Raw genomic sequence first — 24,560 nt, forward strand, 5'->3', positions numbered from 1 at the left:
CGGGCTGAAACTCACACTCCAAACATCGCCACTGTGTCCCTTGAGCGTCTGCAACTCCTGCCCCTGGCGGTTCCACAGCTTCACGGTCTTATCCTTACTGGCAGTAGCAATCGTCTGTCCATTCGGGCTGAAACTCACACTCCAAACATAGTCGCTATGCTCTTCTAAGCGATCGCGCTCTTGAACTCCGTAAACCACCTGACGGAGCGTGGCGATCGCTCGCGTCCGAGTATCGGACTGTAAAGTCTTGCTCTTGGATTGCTCAAGCTGCTTGACCTGTTGCCCCGTTTTAATCGCTGCAATGAGTGACTCAAGCTCCAGGTTCGATGCCAGCAAGTTTTGGGCAGCAACACTCTGAAAGTTAAGATCCGCATTCGTTTTCTGATGATCGGCTTCTTGCTGCTTCTGAAAGGCAAACACGGCTGCGCCCAATGCTAAAAAGGACAACAGCCCCAACCCCGCCAAAAACAGTCGCAGTCGCTTAAGTTCTCGTTTGCGGTTTGCTTCCCGCTCCGCCGCTTCCTCATCACGTGCCGTCACGCTATCATCCAAAAACTGCATCGTCTGGTCAAAGTTGGGTGCATAGCGTTCTGCCCATGCCGCATTGGGCTGTTGTTCCTGCCGCCAGTTAAGGGCGATCGTCAACTCTGGGTCGCGCAACAGTCCAGCTCGCTGCTGCTGGTATAGCTCTGCGGTATCTGCCAGCCGTTTATAGATCTGTGCCGATTGGCTCTCTGCCTCCACCCAGCCATCCAGCCGCTGCCACACGCGCATCAGGCTTTCGTGAGAAATGTCCAGCATGGAATCAGCTTGCAGGGGGGTGGGCAGCGGTGGAGTCAAAAAGGTACCGCTTCGTGTGCGAAAGGCTTCTACAATGGCGATGATTTCTGCCTCTGTCGCCCCCGCGATCGCGCCTGCATCCCGTACCCGCGTCGGTCGTCGAATGCCGCGTCCATCGGTTCCCTTCTCCGTCAGGCATTGAAACAGCCAGATGGCACGCTGTCGCGCCTGATCATCTGGTAACTCATCGAAAAGCTCATCCCCATGCTGGGATAGTGCCCGCTCCATGCCGCCGATCGCCTCGTAGTGCAGTACATCGATCGGTTCATTGCCCTGATGGTGTGCCGTCCAGTAGTCCCACGTTCGCATCAGCGCGTGCTGCAAAATAGGGAGCTGATCGGGGTTATCGCCCACATCGTTGAGCAAGCGACTCACCAGACGTGGGGTGATCGTCCCGCCTCCTACGGCAACCGGAGCCTCGATCGCCTGTCGTTGCTGGTCACGGGTCATGCGGGGAATCAAATACTGGCTGTCGTTCATCGTTTCGGGCAGATCGCGAAACTGGGCGCACTCGCCCAAAAAGTCCGATCGCATCGTCAGCACCACATAGATGGGCAGTGCCTGCTGCCGCGTTGCCTCCAGCAGCAGCTTCACAAATGCCGCTGCCTCATCCCCCGCCGCCTCGTTGGACGACTGTTGCTTAAACCGAAACAGTTCCTCAAACTGATCCACCACCAGCAAATTTTCGTCCGCTGGCAGCCGTGACTGCTGCACCGCTTCTACTAACCCCAGCGCACCCCGTCGCAGCACCGTCTCCGTAATAATCGTTTGCAGGCGTTGGTCTTCCCCTTCGGAGCCGAATACATCGGTATGGTTCAATGCCTCTGCCAGGTTCGCGATCGGTGCATTCCCTGGTCGCAGCAGCGCCACTCGCCAGCCTGATCCTACGCCTGCCATAAAGCCGCTGTAGAGCGCAGGCAGCAGTCCCGCTCGTACCAGAGAGGACTTCCCACTACCCGATGTGCCCACCACTGCCAGAAAGCGGTGCGATCGCAGCCGCCGCAAGAGTTCATCCGTCTGTCCCTCGCGCCCAAAGAACAGGTGGTCTTCATCCGCCTCAAAGGGGCGCAAACCGGGAAAGGGATTGGTGCGGGTCTGGGTGCCTGTGGTCATCGGTGCTGTCCTCCCTGCGCCTGAGCAATCTGATCAAAAAACGGTGCCAGTGCCGCTGGCGTAAAGGCATCAAACTGCTTGAGCACGATCGCCTCATTGGTACGCAGCATTTGTTTCTTCGGATTCTCTGGTGCCGCTACATAAATCGCCTTTGCCAGCATCGGCTTCGTGCGCCCGTAACCCGCTGCCTTTTGTAAATCACGCAGCTTGGTGCGGAGCCACAGGTCGTTGCCGCTGCCATAGTAAATCAACACCGCATCACACTCGCAGAGATTGGTTTGATGATCCTGCCGCACCTCGGCTTCGTCGCCTTCAAACGCAGGTAGCATTGCCTCCCAGCCGCGATCGAAAATGTGATTGTAGACAGGCACAATGCCCTCCAGGTCTTTTTGGTCGCAGATGAGGTAGACGCGTACCGTTGCGTCGTCGGTGGAGCCGTTGTCCGATCGTGGCGGTGGCGCAGTCAGTCGATCCTGGATAACGGTTTTGAGTGCTTCAATGCCTGTTTGCAGCCAATCGGGATCGTCCTGTAGCGATCGAATCAATTCCTGCTGGCGATCGTCCTGGGTTTGTAACCCCACAGGCATCCAGACCAACCGCGAAAACTCCTTGCGTTCCTGACACTGGGCAACCGCCAGATCATGCTGGAGCGCCAGCAGCGATCGCTCTGCCGCCTCTGGAATCATGCCGTAGCGTGCCCCAATGAGATGAATGGAGAGCTTGCACCGTGACAGGTTCTCCTTCACCACCCGTTCAAAGTCGGGATAGTAGGTGGGCAAAGTCTGGTCAGGCAACACCAGATGTCCCCGTTGCTGGAGTTCTCGCTTGATCTTGTCGCGATCTTCCTGCAAGTCATAGCTCGTTTCTGCCAGGTAGACCGCCATGCCGCTGGAACCCGCGATGGTAACCGTCTTGCCATTACTCACGCTCGCTGGCTCTGTTACCGTCGTCTGGGCACCATTTCCTTGAGTGGTGACCTCCGGTTCGGCTACAACTTCCACCCGCGACAGCGCTTCCAAAAGCTGGCAGATGTCATACGCCAGGTCAGACAGTTTAGCCCAGTACCGCTGCTCTGCCTCAGACCCAAAGATGCGGTTAAACATCATCGGATTTTCGTTGCGATCGCGCTGATAAAACTCATAGCCCAGCAGACCTTGCACTTCCTCTGGCTGCCGTTCCAGGGGCACAGGCGTTTTGATCACCTTAAAGATACGGGCTTTGTCGGCAACCCGCACACCACCTGTCCGACTGGCAGCCGTGTGAAAGCCCTTTAGTTCCTGAACACACCACTCAGACTTGATGTAGCGCGGCGAGAAGATCGACACCAACAGCGCTACCGTCGAGAACTGATCCACGATCGTGTCGGCAAAGTAATCATTGCCTTGCAGTTTCGGATCACGCCAGATGCGGGGACGATCGCCCAGCAGTTGTGCCAGCAGCTTCTCTAATGATTGATGAAAGTCCGAGATCCAGCCCTCCTGCCCCTCCATTAAAGGTTCATTGTCAATATGGGCATAGCTGATGAAGATGTCGTTCTCGAAAGCGCTTTCAACTGTCATTGCGTTTATCCAGACGTATGCGTTGCAGCACCCTTGCCACCAACCGGGAACCCGCACTAAGACTTTTGTAGGTTGGTCTGAGGGTACGAAGCCCAACGCTCCCACAGATATTGGGCTTCATGCTTCAACCCAACCTACTCGGCTTAGGTAATCTGCGATCCTAAGTATCTTCATGAGCTTTATTCTACCGCTGAGACGCTTTAGACGCACGAAAGCTGACATCTGTACTCAGCAAGGCAAACCTTGGAGGGTTTAACCACAGATGCGGCACGATGCCAAAACCATTCGCTCAAACCGCCGAGGGTTTGATGGTGACTTCCACTCAAACGTTAGTAACTTCCATTCAAGCGTTGCTTACTTCCATTCAACCGTTGGTCACTTCCACTCAAGCGGTAGTGACTTCCATTCAAACATTGGTGACTTACACTCAAACGTTGGTGACTTCCACACAACCGTTGGTGACTTACGATGAAGCTGTGGTTACTTACGGTAAAGCTGTGGTTACTTACGGTTAAGCGTTTGTGAAGAGAGAAACCGGGTTTCTGGATACCATCTCAGCGTCAACGGGAGGAGCTTGTGAAGAAACCCGGTTTCTGGGAGGCTCGTGAAGCCATCCGTACACTACTGCCGTGCAAGTACTCACCGATCGCCCAACCCTTCTTAGAACCCATACATAACCTTGCGGGGTTCGCGGCTCTCAAACTCCTTGCTTGCAAGCCATGCTGGTCTTATCCACTCTCACAGCAGGTTTATATCTTATGTCCCGCAAAAAGCGTACCTCCCGGATGCTCGAAAGCGTTGAACTCCGCTCCGCTGGCTTAAAAGCCGTTGACCCCATGATGAACTTTGGGGATGTTCGTACCCTCGCCAATCTCACCGCTCAGATGGAACAACTCCGCGCCAAACTGGATGCTTACAACACCGCTCTCGCCATCATCGATTCCTCCAAGACTGAAATTGATGCCCTGGAGAAGACCCTGGGCGACCTGGCAGACCAGATGTTGATTGGCGTTGCATTTAAGTACGGCAAAAACAGCCGCGAATACGAAATGGCAGGTGGTGTTCGTAAAAGTGAACGCATTCGCCGGAGTACCGTAAGTCGTCTCAAAGCAGGAGCAGACGAACAAACGAGCAGCAGCACGAGTGGGCAAGCCGTTTAGTCTGCCAACGTGAATCTTCCAACGCCAGGGCGATCGCAGCCTGCCAAACGCATCAGCAGCGCGATCGCCCAACGGCTCACAGTACTATTGTTATGACTTAAACCTCGGAAGTTTACGTAAGCATTAATCCCGATTGGCAATACGCGATTGTAGAGGTGAATGATGCAGTCTCCACCGTTAGGTCTTTCTAGCGAGCGCTTAAACACCGTGCTGACTTCGCTTAAGCAGCACTTGATTGAGCTGTATGGCGATCGCTTGGAGCAGCTCGTTTTGTATGGGTCACAGGCTCGTGGCGATGCTACCCCAGACTCCGATATTGATGTCCTGGTCGTCCTGAACGGTGTTGTAAACCCTGCTGACGAAATCACACGCACCGGGCATCTGACCGCAGCGCTCTCCTTAGATTACAGCGTTGTTATTTCTTGCGTTTTCATAGCTGCCGATCGTTACTTGACCGAACAAAGCCCTCTACTTCTCAACGTTCGTCGTGAGGGCGTTCGGGTTTGACTCCAGAACAGGAGCCGTACCCGTTGAGTTTCACCGCTATCTCATTGAGGCACAGGGCAGTCGCAATATTGGAGACTAGGACACGATCGGTCCTGGTATCACGCCAAGCCAAGCAATGACACAACTCGATCGTGCTGCACAGTTTATTGCTCTGGCGAGACAGCAACTTGATACATGGTTGCCTGAATAACGACTGAACCATCAATATGATGGCGATCGCCGCAAAAAATGCTCCACTTCCAGGACTTCGTGTTAGAACTCTAGTGAGCCACACTTTACTACTGATAGTGTACACTGTGGTTTCTAGAGACCATATCTAGCCAAAGCCCATCCGTTCCCAAGAAGTGAGCGCCTAACCTATGGTTCAAGAACTTAACCAAGTTCGTTCCAAGCAGGGTCTGCAATCCAGTGCCGCTACAACCGAGGATTCAGCCTTTTTATCGGGTCAGTTTCCTATCACGGCTCCGACTGCTAACCCTGTCTTCTTCCGCACCTACAGCCGTCGTACCGAAAACCGTCGTGAGCCATTAGCAGCCGTTATCCAACGAACAACGCAAGGGTTGGTTGAACTAGGGCAGCTTACTCGTGAAGAAGCTGACTTGATTCAGCGTATGCAGCAGCAGCTTAAAAGTATGCCGTCAGGACGCTGGCTCTGGGTTGGCGGTACAGACTGGATCAATAAGCCAGAGAATTTTTCGGGGGCATACAACTGCACCAGCACCAACGTCATCGACTGGCAAGCCTTTGGGCTGATGATGGATCTCGCCATGATGGGTTGTGGCACTGGCGCGATTCTGGAACCTCGCTACATCAATCAATTACCCGCCATTCGCAATCGTTTGCTGGTCACTTTAGACGGTGAAATCGGTACAACCCCTGCGGCTCAGCGGCACGATCGCACTCAGGTAAGCATCAACGGCAACCAGGTACACATTCTTGTGGGTGATAGCCGTCAGGGGTGGGTGCAGTCCTACAAAACCTTGCTGGAGCTGTCAACGGACGATCGCTTTACGGGTGATGTTGCTGTCACCGTCAACGTGAGCGATGTTCGCGCTGAAGGGGAAGTGCTGAAAGGCTTTGGCGGCATGGCGAACCCCATTCGGCTACCCGCCTTGTACGAACGCTGTGCGGCATTGCTGAACAAGGCGATCGGGCGACAGTTGACTTCTGTAGAATGCTGCCTGTTGATTGATGAAGCCGCTGCAACCGTTGTGGCAGGCAATATTCGGCGTAGCGCAGGGATGCGACAGGGCGTGAGCAGCGATACAGCATTCGCCGTTGCGAAAGATAACCTGTGGCAGCAAGATGACGCAGGCAACTGGCGCATCGACCCCGAACGCGATGCCTTACGGATGGCAAACCATACGCGCGTTTATCACCACAAGCCAACTGAGCAAGAATGCGTGGATGCGGTTCGCAAACAGTTCTACTCTGGTGAAGGCGCGATTCAGTACGCACCAGAGGCGATCGCCCGCTCCAACCGCGATTTGCTAACCACACCAGAACTCAAAGCATCGTTTCTGACAGCTTACAATCAGGGCGCTGCAACAGAATGGTTACAACAACACAATCCTGCGATGCCCCAAGATGAGCTAGAGCATCGTCTGGGACGCTATGGACTGAATCCATGTGGTGAGATCCTGGGTGCGGATTTCCACTGCAACCTGGCAGAAGTACATTTGAATCAGCTTGATCCCACTCATCTGGATGAGCAAGCTGATGCCTTCAAAGCCGCAGCACTGTCTGTAGCGGCATTGTTGAATCATCGCTTTGCGGAACCGCGCTACCAAAAATCGCGTGACCTTGATCCGATCGTCGGTGTTTCCTTCACCGGACTCTTCGATTTCTTCGTTCATGCGTTTGGAGTTGAGTGGTTGCGCTGGTGGGAAGCAGGTAGACCTGACACCGTGCCGGGATTAGAGTTCAAGCAACAAGAGCAAGCCTACCTGTCGCGCTGGCGAGAAACGGTGGAGCAAGCTGTATGGGAGTATTGCGATCGCCACCAGCTAAAACGTCCCAATCGCTGTACCACCGTCCAACCCGCAGGCACCAAATCCTTGCTCACAGGAGCCAGCCCCGGTTGGCATCCACCCAAGGCACAGCGGTTCATTCGCCGCATCACCTTCCGCAAGAACGATCCAGTCGCGCTGGCATGTCTGGATTACGGCTATAGCATTGTGCCATCTCAATCAGACAAAGACGAGAACGGCAATCTCTTGAACGACCCGTTTGATCCGCGTTGCACAGAATGGCTGGTGGAGATTCCGGTCGAAGTGTCGTGGGCGAATTTGCCGGGTGCCGACACGATCGCGATCGAACAATTCTCTGCCCTTGCCCAGTTCGATTTCTACATGCAGGTGCAAACCTACTACACCGCTCACAACACGAGCGCCACGATCGAACTCACCGAGGCAGAAATCGAACCACTGGCACAGCGAATTTATCAGACGATCGCCAACGATGAAGGCTATATCAGTGCAGCGCTGCTTGCTCGCTTTGATGCACCCTTTCCCCGGTTGCCGTTTGAAAAAATTGATAAGGAAACGTTCGATCGTCGCCAACAAGACGTGCAGGCAAATCAGCAAACCAGCGATTTCTATGCGGCTCTCAGTCGCTACGACTCTGGCTTCAGTCTCGCTGAAGGTCCTGCTGGCTGCGATAGCGATAAATGCATGTTGCCAGAGAAGACGTGAGGCGTGAAGGGGATCGAAGCCGCAACTCAATTAAATGCGATCGCAGTAGATAACTTCAGGAGCAGGTTTTGCCATGAAGCAATAGCAAAGCCGATCATGTAGTGCATGAACCGTCCTTACGACTTGCAGCATTTGCAGTAAGCTCTTTGTACTTTATTAACGTTACGGCAGTCGATGAGAGCTATCGACTGCCGTCTTTTATAGAATTAAACATCTCAAGCAATGAACTAAGTTGGTATTTCTTTGGAAGAAGTTTGCTCTAAGGTTGAGTTCACCAAATCCACGTTGTAAGTAATTTCTTGCGGTCTACCAATTTGAATATTGTTCACTTCAAATGCCTGTCGCACTCGAAGACGGAACTCGCGTCCAACGCTCCACTGTTGCATCGGCGCGGTTTTCAGCCAAACGCGCACTAGCATTCCTGTATGGGATAGATCGTCGATGCCCAAGATTTCGGGGGGTTCGAGGAGACGATCGCGCCATTCCGGTTCGCTGTAGAGTTCTTGTGACACCTGCCGCAAAACGTCCAACACCTGTTTGGGGTCATTTTCATAGGCAACCGTGATCGAAAAATCCACCCGCGACCAGAGGCGAGTTAAGTTGCTGACATCTGTGATGTTGCTGTTGGGAATGGTAATGAGTTGACCTTCGCCATTGCGTAACTGAGTGACACGCAGGTTCAGATTCTCTACGAGTCCACTTTTCTCGCCAATCTTAATCACATCGCCGACCGCAAACTGATCCTCAAGCAAAATCAAGCAGCCGTTGACCAGATCTTTGATCAAGCTTTGAGAACCAAACGAAATAGCTAAACCGACGATCGCTCCGCCTGCCACGATCGAACTGGTCGGGATATTAAACAGCGCCAGCGTCCAAATAATGCCAATGGCAATCAAAACAAAGGTGGCGAGTCCTTTGAGGGCTTCTGCAATGGTGGTGCTTCTAAGGGCAATGCGTTGGGCTTCTGCAAGGGGGGTGAGTGGAGTGACCTTCCAGGAATGCAACACGCGATCGATTAAACTTTTGCTGATGCGGATGGCTAAACTAACACCGAACCAGATCACAATTAATGCCAGCGGTGTTGCCCAGACATAACTACTCCAACGCATCAGCAAAGGAATGATGGAAATGATGCGGGCAATGCCGACATACCACATCAAGATGAAGAGCCAGAGTAGCGCCCATTGGAGAGATTTGTCGATGTCTAAACGACGCTTCACGCTGAATTGGTGTTGTAGGGTTGCCCAAAAGCGCGATCGTAGATCTGTTATCTCTCTCGCTTCAGTTTCTTCGCCTGCGATCGTCTCTGATGGAACGGTCTTTGATGGAATGGTCTCTGATTGAGTTGGCTCTGATGGAACAGTCGGTTCTGACTGAGGCGCTACGCTTGTTAGAGGCGCAGTGGATGCAGCTAATTGCGCTTGATGCTGGTGCTCCAGAACGTCTTGCCTGCGAGTCAAAAGGCGACGCAGAAGCCAAACAACAGCACTGGCAATCAATAATCCCAGTAAGATTTGCAATGCCTGCCCCAATCGCTGTCGAACAACTTCGGGTGTCGTCAACTGCTTAAGCCGAGCAACTTCGTTTTGAAGAATCGTTTGCCATGTTTGAGCTAATTCGTTTAGGGTTTTGCCATTAAAATCAGCATCCGGTTCTGTTAGCGTCACTAAGCGGATTGGGCGAGACGATTGGTCGTCGCTGATCTGGATCACAGGTCGATTGTTAAGGGTGGCGATCGTCACAATCGGCGTTTGTTTGGCAGAGTAAGTGCGATAAAAAACCCGCCATAACCGCTCATTGACCTCTTCTGCCCGGACTTCCACCGGAAGCAAACTATCGGGGATTTTGTCTCGATTCAGAATCGTTGGAGAGGTCACCTCAAACAACTCTTTACCGTCCAACGGCGATTTGATGGCAGCGGTTTCATATTCTCCGTGACGGCTGACCTCCGAGGGAGGATTGAAGGAGTTATTCGCCGCACCCGATGGAAGAGAGGGCAGTTGGCTTTGAGCGATCGCACTCCAACCCAGCACCAGCACGATCGTCATCAGGCTAATGAACCCAAACCGGATGGTGAGGCGACGGAATCGCTGCAAGGAAACCATAAGCATGAAAAGTCACCGCCCAATTGATGCTGCACCAATGTTTACCCTTCAGCAGCCGATCGCCGATGGTTCTTATTGATGATTGAGCCTGAGCGATTGAATCGCTTGCCGTAGCCTGACAATCGGCTCCACTCCATTCATGTCAAGCCCAAATTGTGTCGCTGTATGTTTTTGCATTGCCAACAGATTTTGGTAGAGCACAAGCTTCGACCCGATCGCCTTAGGAAAATTCTTGTACTTCCGCTTCGAGAACAACCCTTCACCCATGACCTGCTTTAGCTCCGCTTCTGGCACCACGCTCGGTTCTTCAGTGGACAGTTCAGCCGCTTGCAGCCTGTTTTCCAACCGAAACGATCGTCTAATTTGCACAATGAGCATAATGATTAACACAAGGTTGTAGAAGTATGACCCATAGCGCATACCGTCTAACAGTGGCGTAAACACCTGACCGGGTCTCTTAAAGTCTAGAGGAACACCTTGCAGGACACTCTGAATCATCGCTACAACGATTGTTGTAACTGCCAAAAGACCGAAATCATACGCGCTGTGCATCACAGCCGCAATCAAAAAAAAGAGCACAAAGCGCTTCCACTTCCGCCACCCGCGCTGGGTTGACTCTGCCGCAAACCCGATGCCCATGCCCACAAAAGCCTACCAGACGACGTGTTCGCTTAAACCCCACAGTCCGAGGCGCGTCGATTGTTCAGCCAACACATCCAGCACGGGTGATTTATGGATGAGATTGGCAATGTAAATTCCCATCTCAATGATGTTAAAGCCCATTCCTGCCAACGCCCCATAGACGATACCGTCTTTTCGCGTGCGGATCAGGTTCGGGATATAAATTGCCAATAAGAGCACGGGTAAAATCTTTAGTCCCTAGCATGACAACTCCAAAATGTTCAAGTAGTACAAATTACATTGACTTGAACCTCGGAGATCTAAGTCAATCGGTTCAATCACAGTGTCTATTTCTGGGTCTATTTCTGGCAGTCGGCGGCACCGCCTGCGTAAACGATCGACTGATAGCGTCCGTCATCCGTGCGGATCGTCACGCAATAGTTGGTTCTACCTTCCAGCCAATAGGTGTACCCTCCGTTATCCGCTTTGACGAAGCGATAACCCCGCTGTTTGATGGCGTTTTCTGCCTGCCCCGCCCTTGCCCCTACCAAATCACTCAGGCGAGGGACGGTTGTACCCGCAGTGGGTTGCCTGGAAGAAGGACTTCCAGCAGGGGTGTTGCTTGAAATGTTACAGTCCGCCGAGCCGCCTGTGTAGACGATCGACTGATAGCGCCCTTGCTCCGTCCGGATCGTGACGCAGTAGTTCGTTCTGCTTTCCAACCAGTAGCTGTAAACGGCATCACCGGAGGGCGGATCAGTTTTGACGAAGCGGTAGCCGCGTTGTCTGATGGCATTTTCTGCCTGTCCTGCCCTCGCCCCCACTAAATCACGCAACCGAGGCACAGTAGCGCCCGCGTCAGGCTGAGAACGAGCAACGGTAATGCCACTCGTTAGGTTAGCTGTACTCTGTGCGTAGGGTACAGTGCTGGCTTTGGCGGCTATAGCAACACTAGCGGAAGCGATCGCCACTGCCATCGCTAAAACTGAATTGGTCAGCTTCATCACAAAAAAATTCCTAAACTATATACGGTAATTTTAATTGATGACGCGCCCTAGAATGACGTTGCTATGTGAATGAAACCACGTTACAGAATGGGACGATCGCCGTTTGGGTGGGTATGTTAACAGCAGCAATATCCTCTCTAGCTTTGTTGAACCTTCCATGACGTTTAGCCAGTGTTTGAAGCGACGAGTGCTCCGGTTCGTCAGCCTGTTTTTAACCATTCTGATCGTCGTTGGGTTTACGGCTGTCTTGCAGGTAGAGGCAACGCCAGACAGCAGTCATAGTCAGACTACGATCGTTGTCGTGCGTAAGGCAGTAGCAATCCCTGTAGTGACAGCCGATCGTCTGCCACCAGAAGCACGATCGACCATTCACTTGATCAGGCAAGGTGGACCCTATCCCTACGCTAAAGATGGCACTGTTTTTCGCAATCGAGAACGACGACTACCGCAAGCGCGGACTGGTTACTACCGGGAGTACACTGTTAAAACACCGGGTGAGCGCAATCGGGGCGCACGACGGATCATCACCGGGCAAAAGGGTGAACTTTATTACACGGGCGACCATTACGCCAGCTTTGTGAGAGTGCAGTAGGACATGGATGATTTAATCGCAGTGCTTGAAGGTGAGCGTCGTGCAGGACTTTACAAGCTTGAGACAGCCGTCAACCTAACGACGCTCACAGCTCTAAGTCAAGAGCATCACGCTCGGTTGTTCCACCTTGACGGCGCAACCATCACAAACAAAGCCGCTTTTCTACACGCGATCGCAGATGCAATGCTCTTTCCGCACTACTTTGGGCAGAACTGGGATGCCCTGGAAGATTGTCTCACCGATTTAGATTGGCTGAACGGCGATCGCTTTATCCTACTGTACGAACAGCCCGAAGTCTTTGCCCAAAGCGACCCGATCGAGTGGCTGGTCGCCCTCGATATTTTGCGATCGACGGTCGATTATTGGCGCACCAAAAGCCGGACATTCTCTGTGCTGCTCCAAGGCAACAACACGGATCTAGTCGGGTTAGAGTCGCTTTAACGGGACACTAAACGCCAGCAGTATCGCCGATTTGAGTGGAGTCATGACTCCCAAAAATCGCTTCAGCCTGGCGGTAAAACTTAAATTCCATCAGGTTGTAGAACGGGTCTTGCAGAAAGAACGTACGATGCTCTAGCGGCAACCCTGGAAACCGATGCTTTGCCTGTTGATAAAACGTCAGGTCGTTTTGCTGCGATCGTTCTAATAGCGCTTCCCACTCTACTTCCGCCGTAAAAATCAACCCAAAATGTCTGGGATAGATGCCTTTTTGCAAAGTCAGCGGCTCATGCACGACATGCGCGACCAGTTGATGTCCATATAAATCGAGAATCACAGACTCTACATTTTCGCGCCCTACGCCGCAGCCCAAGCCATCGGCGTAAAACGCTTTCGTCTGAGGAATATTACCGACGGGAAAGGAAAGGTGGAAGAGGATAGGCATAGGGAAAGGCGTGAGGGATGAGGGATGAGGGACAAGGGATGAGGGGAGATGAGAAGGAAGTAGGAAAAGGTTTGAGTTTGGAGCTTTGAACTCGGAGTGCCGAGCTTAGAGGTCGGAGCGTCGAGCTTTGAACTCGGAGAGTCGAGCTTTGAAGTCGGAGAGTCGAGCTTTGAGGTCGGAGTGCCGAGCTTAGAGGTCGGAGCGTCGAGCTTTGAACTCGAATGGTTGAGCTTTGAGGTCGGAGTGTCGAGCTTTGAGGTCGGAGAGTCGAGCTTTGAACTCGGAGTGTTGACTTTAGAAGTCGAACGATGGAGCTTTAAACTCGGACGGTCAGGGTCTAAACTCCGAGTGTCGAGCTTAGACATGGGAGGATGGAGCGTAAGGCTTGAAACATCAAGCTTAAAGGTTGGGAAATAGAGCTTAGAGGGTTACCTTTGTGGGAGCATGTCATCTTTGCCGATTCCGAACTGCCCTCATCCCCTAACCCCTTCTCCCAAAGGGGGAGAAGGGGAACCGAACCGGATTGAAGTCCCTCTCCCTTTTGGGGAGAGGGATTTAGGGTGAGGGCCCAAAAGTGACATGCTCCCACCTTTGTCCTCTGCCTTCTGCCTCTTCGCTAAAGTGAGGTGTGAGGTGTGAGGAGTATTAGCTTCTGCCCTCTGCCCTCTGCCCTCTGCCTTCTGCCACCGATCGCAATGTCACAATAAATCTGTCGCACTCCTGGAACTCCGGTCGATGATGCTACTTTCTACAGGTTCTATTTTGCACCTTTTAGCCTTTAGCCTTTATCCTTCATCTTTTCTCCTACCCTGGCTCATTGCAGTTGGCTTAAATACCGTTCTGCTGGCGATCGTCTGGTTTTTGCCCAAAAAACTGCTGACACCTGCGGGCATTATTCACGCCTGGATTCTAGGTGTCCTGGTATGGGCTTCATTGGGATGGCAAGGCTATGCCGTTGTCGTGTTCTACTTTTTGGTGGGATCAGGCATCACGCGGGTCGGGATGGCTCAAAAGGAGGCAGCGGGCATTGCCGAGAAGCGATCGGGCGCACGGGGACCCGAAAACGTGTGGGGATCGGCACTCACCGGAGCCGTATGCGCGGTTGGCAGCGTGATTGTCCCGTTCGCATTGCCTTCAGAGCAGAGTGCATGGCTTGTATCGTTGCTGCTGTTGGGCTATGTGGCAAGTTTTAGTACCAAGCTTGCGGATACGTGTTCTAGCGAAATCGGTAAAGCCTACGGTCAGCGCACGTTCTTGATTACAACCTTGCAGCCCGTGCCGCGTGGGACAGAAGGTGCCGTGAGTTTAGAAGGCACGATCGCAGGTATCGTCGCTTCGGTGGCGATCGCGCTGGTCGGCTGGTTAGTCGGGCTGATTCCTCTCTGGCAGGTTGCCATCTGTGTCGTAGCAGCCTTCATCGGCACAACTATCGAAAGCGTGATTGGAGCAACATTGCAAAGCCGTTTTTCCTGGTTGACCAACGAGGTGGTGAATATTCTGAATACGCTGATTGGCGCTGTCGCAGCAATGCTGCTGGTGCAGGGATTGCGTGTCGCAAATCTCAGCCTATAGATCTAAGCCCATAGACAGATAAAGCGTCCCTCACGTTTTAGCGATAGTCAGCATCATTCGCTCTACTTAAAGTGAGACTTCTCTGATCATGTCATTCGCTGCCTTCGAGACTTTACGCCCTTTAGCCAGTCGTTTGGCGCTGGATTCGAGCGCCACTACAGGCATTACGCCCACCACTGCCTTCGATCGCCAGCTTCAGGCTGAAGTCGCAGCCTTTTGGCGATCGGGTCATACGACAAACAACGCCTTGAGCGTATCGCCAACTGCTACGTCCGCGATCGCAACGGGACGTACACTCACAGATGCGTTTCCGCTGGGCACAGTGAGTAGTCCTCAAACAATCAATGGCTTTGCTGGCACCGCTGCCACCGAAAGCTATTACAGGTTTACGCTCAGCACGATCAGTAGCCTGAATGTGTCCTTAACCAATCTGACTGCCGACGTGGATCTCCAGCTCATTCAGGATGCGAATCAAAATAGCATCGTTGATCTCGGAGAAGTCATTGGAAGTTCCGCTAACCCCAGCGCTCAAGCGGAGTCGATCGCAACCGGGTTAGCGGCGGGAACGTACTTTATCCATGTGTACCAGTACAGTGGCGACACAAATTACACCTTGAGCACCCTGGCAACGCCGTTAGCAGTCCCAGTCGGCTATGACTCAAATTATGGGTATGGTCTAGCTAATGCAGGCAGCGCTATTGCCAGTCTGCCTGGGCAAAGTCAGCCGCCAACAGTCTCCACGAACAACAATGCGTGGGATCTTAATCTGGTCGGTGCGCCTGTCGCCTGGGCAAACGGTTATACCGGGCAGGGGGTCGTTGTGGCGGTGGTTGATACGGGTGTTGACGTGACTCACGCCGATCTAAACGACAACCTTTGGACGAATCTGCGTGAAATTTCTGGCAACGGCATTGATGACGACAGTAATGGCTTTGTCGATGACGTGTATGGCTGGGATTTTGTGGATCGAGACAACACACCCATGGATCTCAACGGACATGGCACTCATGTTGCAGGGACGATCGCAGCCGAGCAAAATGGGTTTGGTGTGACTGGCGTTGCCTACAACGCGAAAATCATGCCGATTCGTGTGATTGGACTAGACGGTGGCAGTAACCGTGATGTGGCAGCTGGCATTCGCTATGCCGCAGATAATGGAGCCGATGTGATTAATTTGAGCCTGGGTGGTAGTGCCTCCAGCGCGATCGCCGATGCTGTGAAATATGCCGCTCAGGAAGGTGCTCTAGTCGTAATGGCAGCCGGAAACGACGGTGGTAGTCAACCCGTTTTCCCAGGCAATTTAGCGAATCAGTGGGGCATTGCAGTAGGCGCGATCGACATCAATAAAAAGCTGGCAAACTTCTCCGATCGTGCAGGCGTTGTACCACTTAACTATGTCGTCGCTCCAGGCGTGAACATCCTTTCCACGTTCCCCAACAATACCTATCAAAGCTTGAGTGGTACATCTATGGCTACGCCTCACGTTTCTGGTGTTGCAGCCTTGTTGCTCAGTGCCGATTCTACCCTCACCCCGGCTCAACTTACGAGTTTGCTAGATACGACTGCAACCAACCAGGGTTTAACCGTATGACAACCTGCTTATACTTCTAAGTAGCGTCGCAGAAACGTTTCCAGGGTTTCCAGCTTAAAATTAAACGTAGACTCCAAGCGCTCAGTTTCGGCTGGAGTGGTGAAAAATTCGTTTGCCAGCAATGTCCGCAAGGTGCCCAGACTGGAGCGAAGCTTGGGGTTAAAGAGACCGATCGCACTGCGTAGTCCATCTAACGCTAACAGGGGAGGGTTCAGCAAAAACGGTTCACGGTTGAAGATCAGGCTAAAAATATGTGGAATATCCTCTCGTTTAAGAATTTCTGGTCCACCGACTGGGAAAGTTTGGTTGTGTGCACCTTCAACTGAGACAGCCGCGATCGCAAGGTGTGCTAAATCATCGGTGCTGACGATCGACGATCGACTCAGTGGATCGCCAATCAGCACATACGCTCCTGTCTTCCGAAACTGTTCTGCCAAAGGGAGCAGGTTGGAGGCAAACCCAGAGGGGCGAAGAATGGTGTAGTTCAAACCACTTGCTTGCAGGTATTTCTCCACTTCGCGCTTTGCTTTGAAGACAGGCGCATCCTCATAGCCACGATCCACGCCCAGTACTGAGATGAAAACAAAATGCTGCACTCTGGCTGCTTTTGCCTGGTCAATTAGGTCAATGTTTGCCTGATAGTCGAGCGTTTCAGCGTCGTCACTGGATGTTTCACCAGAGCCGTGAGCGCTGATGATGGACTGTATTCCCTGGCAAGCTTTGTGCAGGTCTCGCTCTCGCCGTAAATCACCAATAAAAATTTCAGAGCCGCGATTTTCTAGTTCCGCATAGCGAGAATTCAAGCGCACGAACGATCGTACAGGCATTTCACGCTCTCGCAACAGCCGCACCAGCCGACGACCGAGATCTCCCGTTGCTCCAGTCACTAAGAACATAATTCAGCAGTTGGCTACGAATGGTGAGTTGAATGGTGTGTGCTTCAATTTTATGTGATTTCGCCTGGAAGCGGGTTAAGCCCTTGAGCGGGTACAACGGTGTTTGTACTCGAAGCCGCTACAGACTGTCTAGTTGAGCGCGATCGCGCCTGCTGTAGTCTTATAGAATAGAAGCAGCTAAGGCACTAACCGTTGTGAGCGTGGGCTATGCTGCCATCTGACCTGCAATCGACCCTACCCAGCAGTGACGAACTAATTGATTCGGACGATTTTCCTGTGGATAATGAAGAGCAAAACTTTGTGCCCAATGTCTTGCTGTTTTTGTTGGAATACATTTGGAAGTCGCGATCGGATTGGTTTTTTGCCGTGGATATGGGGGTCTATCACACCACAGGTTTACATCCCAAAGTGCCAGTCGTACCAGATGGGTTTTTGAGCTTAGGCGTAGAGCGACGCAAGGGCGGTAAGCCACGGCGTAGCTATGTCGTTTGGGAAGAAAAAGGAGTGCCGCCGATCGTAGCGTTAGAGGTCGTGTCGCAGACTCCAGGTGGTGAATACGACGAAAAAATGGCGCTCTATGCAAAGTTAGGTGTGCTGTATTACGTCGTTTACAATCCCCAGTTTTGGCGACGGGATGGGCAGTTGCCGTTTGAGGTTTACAAACTGGTAGACGGTCTCTATGTGCTGCAAGTAGGGGAGCCGTTTTGGATGCCAGAAGTCGGTTTGGGGATTGGGCGCTGTCCTTTGGCTAATGACCCGCTCAACCGGGAAATACTGAGCTGGTATGATGCAGCGGGTCATCGCTATCAAAACGAGGCGGAGGCAGAGCGATCGCGAGCAGAAACAGAGCGATCGCGAGCAGAAACAGAGCGATCGCGGGCAGAACATCTAGCAGAACGGCTACGGCAGCTAGGGGAAGAGGTGTAGTTATTGTTCAGCGGTCAGCTTTCAGCGGTCAGCGATCAGCTTTAAATCCCAGGCTGACCACTGATCGCTGAAAGTTCCACCCAGACTGGCGCATGATCGCTGGGTTGTTCAAGCTTGCGGGGCGTTGCGTCGATCGCGCAGGCGATCGCGCTGGTACATAGATCAGGTGTGAGATAAATGTGATCAATCCGCCAGCCCAAATTGCGCCTAAACGCAGCCGCACGATAGTCCCACCAGCTAAAGTTACCACCGTCAGCCGTAAACTTGCGGAATGCATCGGCAAAGCCGAGTGCCAAGACCGCCTGCAATGCCTGACGCTCCAAGTCGGTCGCCATAACCATCTTTTCGCGCCCGGTTGGATCGTGAATATCAATGTCTTCCAAGGCAATGTTGAAATCACCGCAGACGAGAAGAGAACGGGGCGTAGGGAGTGGGGAGTGGGGAGTGGAGAGTGGAGTCGTACCGTTTTCTACTTCTGGCTCCTGATTTCTGGCTCCTAGTACCTGTATGTAGTCTCGCAACGCTTCTAACCAGCTCAGTTTATATATGTACTTATCGCTGCCAACGGCGGAACCATTTGGCACATAGAGATTGACAATACGAACATCATCAAGTAAGCCTGTGATGACTCGTTTCTGCTCATCCAGGTCGATCGCACGATCGCCTAAAATCGGCGCAAACCCTACACTCACATCGTTTAAGGGCGAGCGGCTGAGAATCGCTACGCCGTTGTAGCTTTTCTGCCCAGAAATGCAAGCGTGATAGCCAAGATCAGTAAACGGCTGTTGGGGAAAGCTTTCATCCATCACTTTCGTTTCTTGCAAGCACAGCACGTCTACTGGGTTTGCTTGTAGCCACTGCACAACATGCGTAAGGCGAGTACGGATTGAGTTAACGTTCCAGGTAGCAACTTTCATTAATGAGTCAGCGCGATCGGCTTCATGAGAATACAGCAATTTTCAACGTAATACACTCGGAAATTGCAAGACGAAACTGGTTTGACCACTGCCACTTTCAACCCGGATTCTGCCTTCTAAGCGTTCGACGAGTTTTTTAACCAGCGCTAAGCCTAAGCCTGTACCGCCGTGTTTCCAGGGATCGTTGTGGGGAATGCGGTAGAACTTGTCAAAAATCCGATCGCGCTCGGCAGGCGGAATTTCTACACCTGAGTTTGTCACTGTAATTTCAATGGTGTCGGCGCGATCGCAAGGAAGCAAATGACCGCGCTTTGGCACTTCTAGCTCGTCTGTTTGTACAATTGCCACAGCACGGGCAACCACCGTAACGGTTTCATTACGGGGAGTATACTTGCAGGCGTTGTGCAATAGTTCGCTCAAGACACGCTCCAGGTAGGAGAAGTCAGTCGTCATGGGTGGTAAGTCTGGAGCAACCACGATCGATAGCGCCTGCTGTTGTGTTTTTGTCCGCTCAAAGAACGGTTCTGCTACATGCGGAAGCCAGATTTGCAGGTGCAGGGTTGATAAGAAGAGCGGATCTCTCCCCGAATCCAGCCGCGATAAATCGAGCAGGTCATTGATCAATTTGATTTCGCGATCGCCTTCATCCTTCAAAATTTGAAAGTAGCGGCTGACTTTTTGAAACAAGGCAAGATCGGCGATGGAGTCATCAAAAGCTTTCGTCTTGCCATCCTTATCGCTGAACAAGGTGACCTCAAGCATCTGGGTTGCCATTTTGATGCTCGACATCGGCGTTCGTAGTTCGTGAGAAACCGTGCTAAGAAAATCGTCTTTGAGCTGATTGAGCCGCTCCAGTTCAATGACCTGCGCCTGTGCTGCTTGATACAGACGCGCTTGCCGAATGGCAATTGCACATTGATTGGTTACTTGCTGCACCAGGCGAATTTCCATCTCGCTGAAGCTGGCATCTCTGCTGCGAAAAAGCCACAAATCGCCGATCATTTCTGGCTGACTATCGCCCTGGTCAGGGTCAGCCGCTACAAAGATGGGACAAGCAAGAATCGCGTATTTCGCTTGGATCGCTCGGACTGGGTTGCAGAAGGTTGGTAATGGACAAAACTGGAGATGTTGACCCTGGAGCATTTGACCATAAATATCTGCTTCAGATTCGATCAGTAACTCGCACCCTAACCCAGAAGGCAGGTCATGACAAACATACTCATGGGTAATGATTAGACTCTGCCGCTCAAGGTCATAAAGTCCGCTGCTGCAACCGTTGAGCTTGAGTTCAATGGCGAGTTCCCGTACTGCCGTTTGCACAATTTGGTTCTCATTCAAACTATCGCGTACGCTGTCGGTAATGCGTTTGAGCAGCGCTTCGTAGGTCAGAGCTTGCTGAAGCTGGTTGATGTGCTGCTGGATTTGACCTTCTAAAACAGTGTTAAGCTGCTTAACCTGCTGGAACAGTTCCGATTGCTGAATCGCGATCGCAAGCTGTGTTGCCAACTGCGTGAGGAAATCAACTTCCCATGACTGCCACACTCGCGTTGCCGCGCATTGTTGCACGGACAGCAAGCCCCAAATGTCTTCGCCAAGGGTAATAGGCAGCAGCATGATGGCTCGTATTTGATGCTGTGCGAAAATCTCGACGCGAAACGCTTCTAGACCAGCGTCATAAATGTCTGTAATGATCGTTTGCCCTTGCCGCTGATGTTGCTTGAATGCCTCGATCGTCAGACGAGGATCACGAATCACTTCACCCTGAATCGATCGCCACGGTTCACAAACCGACTCAACTGTGACAGTGCCCGTTTGATCTGGCTGAAAGCGATAGATAATAGCACGATCAGCTTCCAGTAATAGCCGCACTTCATGCACAGTGGTGTTGAGAATATCATCCAAGTGCAGAGATTGGCGAATGCGTTGGGCGATCGCGCTGAGTAAGCGATCGCGTTCTGCCTGCTGTTTAACTGCGTCTTCAGCTCGTTGGCGGGCACTCAGCATTGCCTGCTGTTCACTGGTATCCATGATCAGCGCATAGTAGCCACAAACCTGCTGTTGGGCATCCATGTCTGGTACGAGCACACCACTTACATGGCGACTACCGCCCCACTGATACGGCAACTCTATCTCATAGGTAGCAATTTCGCCTGCCAGCGCACATTCAACCTTGCCTCGAATTAACTGATAGGCTGCTTTGCCAATTACCTCGGACAGTCGTTTACCGCACATCGCTGCTTGAGGCTGACCAAACCAGGTTTCGTAGGTTTTGTTAACCACTTGGAGGCGTTGATCGCGATCGACGTACGAAATGCAGACAGGTAACGCGTCTGTAATGAGTTTCAGGCGCTCCTCGCTTCGTCGCAGCGCTGCTTCAGTTTGTTTTAAGGCGGTGATGTCCAGCACAACGCCATCCAGCCAAAGCCCCTCGCCCTCTGCACTATAAACGCCATGCCCCTGTTCGCAAACCCACACAACCGTCCCATCTGACTGAATGTTGCGGTATTCCAGCACGAACGGTTGCTTGGCTGCAATGGCAGCACGAAGTTCCCGGTTCACCCTCTCTAAATCGTCGGGATGGCAAATTTTGTTGAAGCTCTGTGCCTTGTTGTTGATAAAATCAGTAGCCGGATACCCAGAAAGTTTGGCGATCGCGTCACTAATGAAGGCGATCGTCCAATCATCATCAAAGGCAGCACGGTAAACAGCGCCCGGAACATTGTTAACGAGTGTTCTAAACTGCTCCTCACGCTGACGCAAGGTTGCTTCTACCTGCTGGTGCGCTTGAAGCTCTGCCCGTAGTCGTTCATTTTCTCGCTGCAAGGTAGCCGTACGCGCCTGTACCTGCGCTTCCAGAATGTCATCAAACGGTTGCACTTGTACTGTGGCAGCGCCATCCTCTGGTTTTCGCGGTTGCTGAGAATGCCGTTTTGTCATTCGATTGCTCTTTGATTGAGCAGAAGCTGTCTGCGATCGGTTCGCTTCTATTAGAGCAAACTCTGAGGCAACGGTTTGAAGCAAGATAAACAAACCACGTCTTTATCTAAGGAATTAGACGTTCAGACATTAAACTCTAGCGGTCATACCACACAATTTAACCGACTGCGATAGATCTATGCTGGCGTTGCTTCATCAACGATAGTGCTTTTGTCTCAATAATGCGATGTGCAACTAAATTTACCCTCATCCCCACCCTTCTCCCCAGAGAGAAGGGCTTTCTCGGACTTTTCCGATTCCCTCTCCTTCTGGGAGAGGGCTAGGGTGTAGCTTGCTTCCCGAAGGGTGGGCAATCTCAGCCAGTGTTTTAGGAAAGTCGCACATCGCGTCTCAACACGCTAATCGGTCTTATTTTGTCAACTGCATGAGTTTGAAGGGACATTATCGTAACGTCCCTTCAAGCAATGGCTATGCTGTCAATCCAACGGAGAACCATGTTGATGACTTGAACGAGCATCGAAAGTAAGCGCTTACACAGCAGCAAGAACTGCGGCTGGAGTAAAATAAGCATTCTGTTCAGCCCGCAGCTTATCGGAAAGACGGTTAGGCGGCAATTCTACATCGTCATACGTAAGCGCCTGGTCTTTAGGAATATCGCGCTTCAAGCGGCAACCCTCTGCTAAACCCATCGGCAAGAGGTTTTCTGCCTGCACCACCGTAGAGTTTTCGCACTGACCATACGTCATGTAATAGCCAATGCCATCCAACGTTTCACCCGCGTTTAAGTTAATCTTGGCAACGGTAATGACATCAACGACGGGACCGGCGATCGGAGCCATCACTGCATCGTGAAACAACACTACACGGGCAACGGATAACGGCACTTCAAAGTGACACAGGTGATACGGCGTGTAGAAACTGTAGAGCGGACCTTCACCTAATTTGTAGAGGTTGAGGTAGTGCTGTTGTTTCGGATCATCATGCGTACCAAACACAAAGACACCAGGACCTGGCTTCGTGCCCACCACATAATCCACAATGCCGCCCAACTCTTTCAGTTGATCCACATCGTACATGCCAGTCATCTCATCCACGTGCCCCTTAAAGTCGTAGCCCAACATGCCGCGCTTAGCGACTTTCATGCCAGTCGCATTGGCAACGATCGCCTGCTCAAAGGAGATTTTGCTACCATCTGCAAAGCTCGTAACCATATGCGCCTGCTGTCCCCACTTCTTCGCAAACCCTTCTTGCGTGGTGGGATTACGGTACGGGTCTTGCAAGCCTTTGATGTTGCCACAGAGTAACGGCGTTAAACCAATGCTTTTGACAAAGCGGTAAAGATTTACTTCAACGCCCGGTTGATCGCCATCACAAGCGGAGAGAATCACGCCAGCACGATCGGCGTATACCTTAAGAATCGAGCCAATGGTGCCGTCCAGCTCGGCATTCATCAAAATGACGTGCTTCTTGTGCGCGATCGCCTCCAGGACAACTTCGGCACCGAATTCGATCGTGCCTGTCACTTCAATCAGTGCGTCAATGCCTTCAGCACGGCATAGCAACATGGCATCATCAGTGACTGCATACTTGCCCTGAGCAACGGAGGCTTCTAAATCAGCAACCGTGTTCACAACCTGAAACGATTCGATGCCCGCCTCAGTGTAGGCACGCTTTGCTCCATCTAAATTGCGGTTAAAAATCGCCACCAACTCCATCCCTGGAACCGAGTTTGCGATTTGGTTCGCAATGCCACGTCCCATAAAGCCAGCACCAATCATGCCAACCTTTACGGGTTTTCCCGCTTCTGCACGGGCTTTTAAGGCGGTATCAACAATAAACATCGGTAACTCCTAGAAAAACTTGTTCAAGCAAATGAATGACGCTGAATGCGAAAGAAAACTTAACTTTTACTACCGTGAAATGAATCGTTGATGGTAAATAGGTAGGTGAGATCAAAGGTAGGATGGGTTAGCGTTAGCGTAACCCATGCGGGTGTTGGGTTTCGTGCCTCAACCTAACCTACACAGGTCTTATATTTGATTAGTCCCACCTACTTACGTCTCAATTAATTTGAAATCGCTATGGATTCGCCTTGGTATCGACTGGCTCGTTTAAACCTGGGGCGTTGGACTCGAAGCTGAGGTCTGATTGAGAAGAATGCAGTAACAAATCAAGCAGCCCTTGAGCATATCCCAGTGAATAGCCGAGACCCCAAATCCACCAGGCAAAGCCTCCTCGACCTCGCCGGATTCTGAAGATACTCATGGGTAGTAACTTGACTCCACCCGGTAGATACTTCAGCATTCCAAGCAGATGGTTTCGGAAAATAGACCAATCCATCTTCATGCCGTAGCGCTGTTGGAGCAAAGGAAGTTCGGGTCCCCAGTTCTTACCCTGGCGATACAAAGCCTTGAGCGTATGGCGCAGACGGTAGTGGACTACGGCTTCAGGAACAAAATGTAGTTCTGTACCTGCCAATTGCACCTTCCACGAGTAATCCATATCCCAGGCGCAGATGAGAGATTCATCTAATTCCCCTATCGCCTCGTATAGCGATCGTCGCAGACCCATGTTGCAGCCAAAGGCGGTAGTGCTACACAAGTAATGATGCATTGTAGTGATGGATGAAGTACCAAATGG

20 protein-coding genes and 1 pseudogene are annotated in these 24,560 nt (G+C 52.0%); 9 read left to right on the plus strand and 12 right to left on the minus strand.

Annotated features, from left to right (window positions below):
• Both AC5JO6_RS20650 and AC5JO6_RS20655 read right to left on the minus strand, forming a co-directional pair.
• Positions 1 to 1,953, minus strand: a 1,953-nt coding sequence (locus AC5JO6_RS20650) for an nSTAND1 domain-containing NTPase (RefSeq protein WP_496082925.1), incomplete at its 3' end; no start/stop codon positions are given.
• On the minus strand, positions 1,950 to 3,512 hold the full coding sequence (locus tag AC5JO6_RS20655) for a hypothetical protein (protein ID WP_496082926.1): 1,563 nt from the start codon (positions 3,510 to 3,512) through the stop codon (positions 1,950 to 1,952). The genes AC5JO6_RS20650 and AC5JO6_RS20655, both read right to left, overlap by 4 nt.
• A gap of 272 nt (positions 3,513 to 3,784) precedes the next feature.
• Here AC5JO6_RS20655 and AC5JO6_RS20660 point away from each other — a divergent pair, with 272 nt between their 5' ends.
• A complete protein-coding gene (locus tag AC5JO6_RS20660; RefSeq protein ID WP_496082927.1) occupies positions 3,785 to 4,027 on the plus strand; it encodes a hypothetical protein in 243 nt (80 codons plus the stop codon).
• A gap of 243 nt (positions 4,028 to 4,270) precedes the next feature.
• A complete protein-coding gene (locus AC5JO6_RS20665; protein WP_496082928.1) occupies positions 4,271 to 4,672 on the plus strand; it encodes a hypothetical protein in 402 nt (133 codons plus the stop codon).
• On the opposite strand, the gene AC5JO6_RS20670 is transcribed toward AC5JO6_RS20665, so the two are convergent.
• On the minus strand, positions 4,669 to 4,878 hold the full coding sequence (locus AC5JO6_RS20670) for a hypothetical protein (RefSeq protein ID WP_496082929.1): 210 nt from the start codon (positions 4,876 to 4,878) through the stop codon (positions 4,669 to 4,671). The two genes, AC5JO6_RS20665 and AC5JO6_RS20670, sit on opposite strands and share 4 nt — an antisense overlap.
• A gap of 1 nt (position 4,879) precedes the next feature.
• Between AC5JO6_RS20670 and AC5JO6_RS20675 the strand changes: the two genes are divergently transcribed.
• On the plus strand, positions 4,880 to 5,179 hold the full coding sequence (locus AC5JO6_RS20675; RefSeq protein WP_496082930.1) for a nucleotidyltransferase domain-containing protein: 300 nt from the start codon (positions 4,880 to 4,882) through the stop codon (positions 5,177 to 5,179).
• 359 nt (positions 5,180 to 5,538) lie between these two features.
• Positions 5,539 to 7,872: a ribonucleoside-triphosphate reductase, adenosylcobalamin-dependent gene (nrdJ, locus tag AC5JO6_RS20680; RefSeq protein ID WP_496082931.1), complete on the plus strand. Its 2,334-nt coding sequence runs from the start codon at positions 5,539 to 5,541 to the stop codon at positions 7,870 to 7,872.
• Positions 7,873 to 8,099: 227 nt separating this feature from the next.
• Here nrdJ and AC5JO6_RS20685 read toward each other — a convergent pair whose 3' ends face one another.
• The 3 genes and pseudogenes from AC5JO6_RS20685 to AC5JO6_RS20695 all read right to left on the minus strand — a co-directional run bounded on the left by AC5JO6_RS20685 (position 8,100) and on the right by AC5JO6_RS20695 (position 11,602).
• On the minus strand, positions 8,100 to 9,983 hold the full coding sequence (locus tag AC5JO6_RS20685) for a mechanosensitive ion channel family protein (protein ID WP_496082932.1): 1,884 nt from the start codon (positions 9,981 to 9,983) through the stop codon (positions 8,100 to 8,102).
• A 66-nt stretch (positions 9,984 to 10,049) separates the two neighbouring features.
• Positions 10,050 to 10,838 (minus strand): annotated as a pseudogene (locus AC5JO6_RS20690) (PrsW family glutamic-type intramembrane protease).
• A gap of 119 nt (positions 10,839 to 10,957) precedes the next feature.
• Positions 10,958 to 11,602, minus strand: a complete 645-nt coding sequence (locus tag AC5JO6_RS20695) for a hypothetical protein (protein ID WP_496082933.1) — start codon at positions 11,600 to 11,602, stop codon at positions 10,958 to 10,960.
• Between the two features lie 160 nt (positions 11,603 to 11,762).
• Here AC5JO6_RS20695 and AC5JO6_RS20700 point away from each other — a divergent pair, with 160 nt between their 5' ends.
• Together AC5JO6_RS20700 and AC5JO6_RS20705 are read left to right on the plus strand one after the other, a co-directional pair.
• Positions 11,763 to 12,197 (plus strand): guanyl-specific ribonuclease, encoded by a 435-nt coding sequence (locus tag AC5JO6_RS20700; RefSeq protein WP_496082934.1) that lies wholly within the window; start codon positions 11,763 to 11,765, stop codon positions 12,195 to 12,197.
• A gap of 3 nt (positions 12,198 to 12,200) precedes the next feature.
• Positions 12,201 to 12,638 (plus strand): barstar family protein, encoded by a 438-nt coding sequence (locus tag AC5JO6_RS20705; protein WP_496082935.1) that lies wholly within the window; start codon positions 12,201 to 12,203, stop codon positions 12,636 to 12,638.
• A 7-nt stretch (positions 12,639 to 12,645) separates the two neighbouring features.
• Here AC5JO6_RS20705 and AC5JO6_RS20710 read toward each other — a convergent pair whose 3' ends face one another.
• The gene (locus tag AC5JO6_RS20710; protein ID WP_496082936.1) at positions 12,646 to 13,080 is read right to left on the minus strand and encodes a VOC family protein; all 435 of its coding nucleotides are present in this window, start codon (positions 13,078 to 13,080) and stop codon (positions 12,646 to 12,648) included.
• A 735-nt stretch (positions 13,081 to 13,815) separates the two neighbouring features.
• Between AC5JO6_RS20710 and AC5JO6_RS20715 the strand changes: the two genes are divergently transcribed.
• The gene (locus AC5JO6_RS20715) at positions 13,816 to 14,652 is read left to right on the plus strand and encodes a TIGR00297 family protein (protein ID WP_496082937.1); all 837 of its coding nucleotides are present in this window, start codon (positions 13,816 to 13,818) and stop codon (positions 14,650 to 14,652) included.
• An 88-nt stretch (positions 14,653 to 14,740) separates the two neighbouring features.
• Entirely contained in the window at positions 14,741 to 16,243 is a 1,503-nt protein-coding gene (locus AC5JO6_RS20720) for a S8 family serine peptidase (protein ID WP_496082938.1), read from the plus strand.
• A gap of 8 nt (positions 16,244 to 16,251) precedes the next feature.
• Here the strand turns inward: AC5JO6_RS20720 and AC5JO6_RS20725 are convergent, their stop codons facing one another.
• Positions 16,252 to 17,139, minus strand: coding sequence for an SDR family oxidoreductase (locus tag AC5JO6_RS20725; RefSeq protein WP_496082939.1), 888 nt, complete (start codon positions 17,137 to 17,139; stop codon positions 16,252 to 16,254).
• Positions 17,140 to 17,346: 207 nt separating this feature from the next.
• Here AC5JO6_RS20725 and AC5JO6_RS20730 point away from each other — a divergent pair, with 207 nt between their 5' ends.
• On the plus strand, positions 17,347 to 18,066 hold the full coding sequence (locus AC5JO6_RS20730; protein WP_496082940.1) for a Uma2 family endonuclease: 720 nt from the start codon (positions 17,347 to 17,349) through the stop codon (positions 18,064 to 18,066).
• 41 nt (positions 18,067 to 18,107) lie between these two features.
• On the opposite strand, the gene AC5JO6_RS20735 is transcribed toward AC5JO6_RS20730, so the two are convergent.
• The 4 genes from AC5JO6_RS20735 to AC5JO6_RS20750 all read right to left on the minus strand — a co-directional run.
• On the minus strand, positions 18,108 to 18,983 hold the full coding sequence (locus AC5JO6_RS20735; protein WP_496082944.1) for an exodeoxyribonuclease III: 876 nt from the start codon (positions 18,981 to 18,983) through the stop codon (positions 18,108 to 18,110).
• 42 nt (positions 18,984 to 19,025) lie between these two features.
• Complete coding sequence (locus AC5JO6_RS20740; protein ID WP_496082941.1) at positions 19,026 to 21,920, minus strand: sensor histidine kinase; 2,895 nt, start codon at positions 21,918 to 21,920, stop codon at positions 19,026 to 19,028.
• Between the two features lie 530 nt (positions 21,921 to 22,450).
• Entirely contained in the window at positions 22,451 to 23,761 is a 1,311-nt protein-coding gene (locus AC5JO6_RS20745; RefSeq protein ID WP_496082942.1) for an NAD(P)H-dependent oxidoreductase, read from the minus strand.
• A gap of 238 nt (positions 23,762 to 23,999) precedes the next feature.
• Positions 24,000 to 24,560 (minus strand): glycosyltransferase family 2 protein (locus AC5JO6_RS20750; RefSeq protein WP_496082943.1); only part of this gene is annotated, 561 nt, incomplete at its 5' end.

Source organism: Tildeniella sp., from assembly GCF_059505325.1.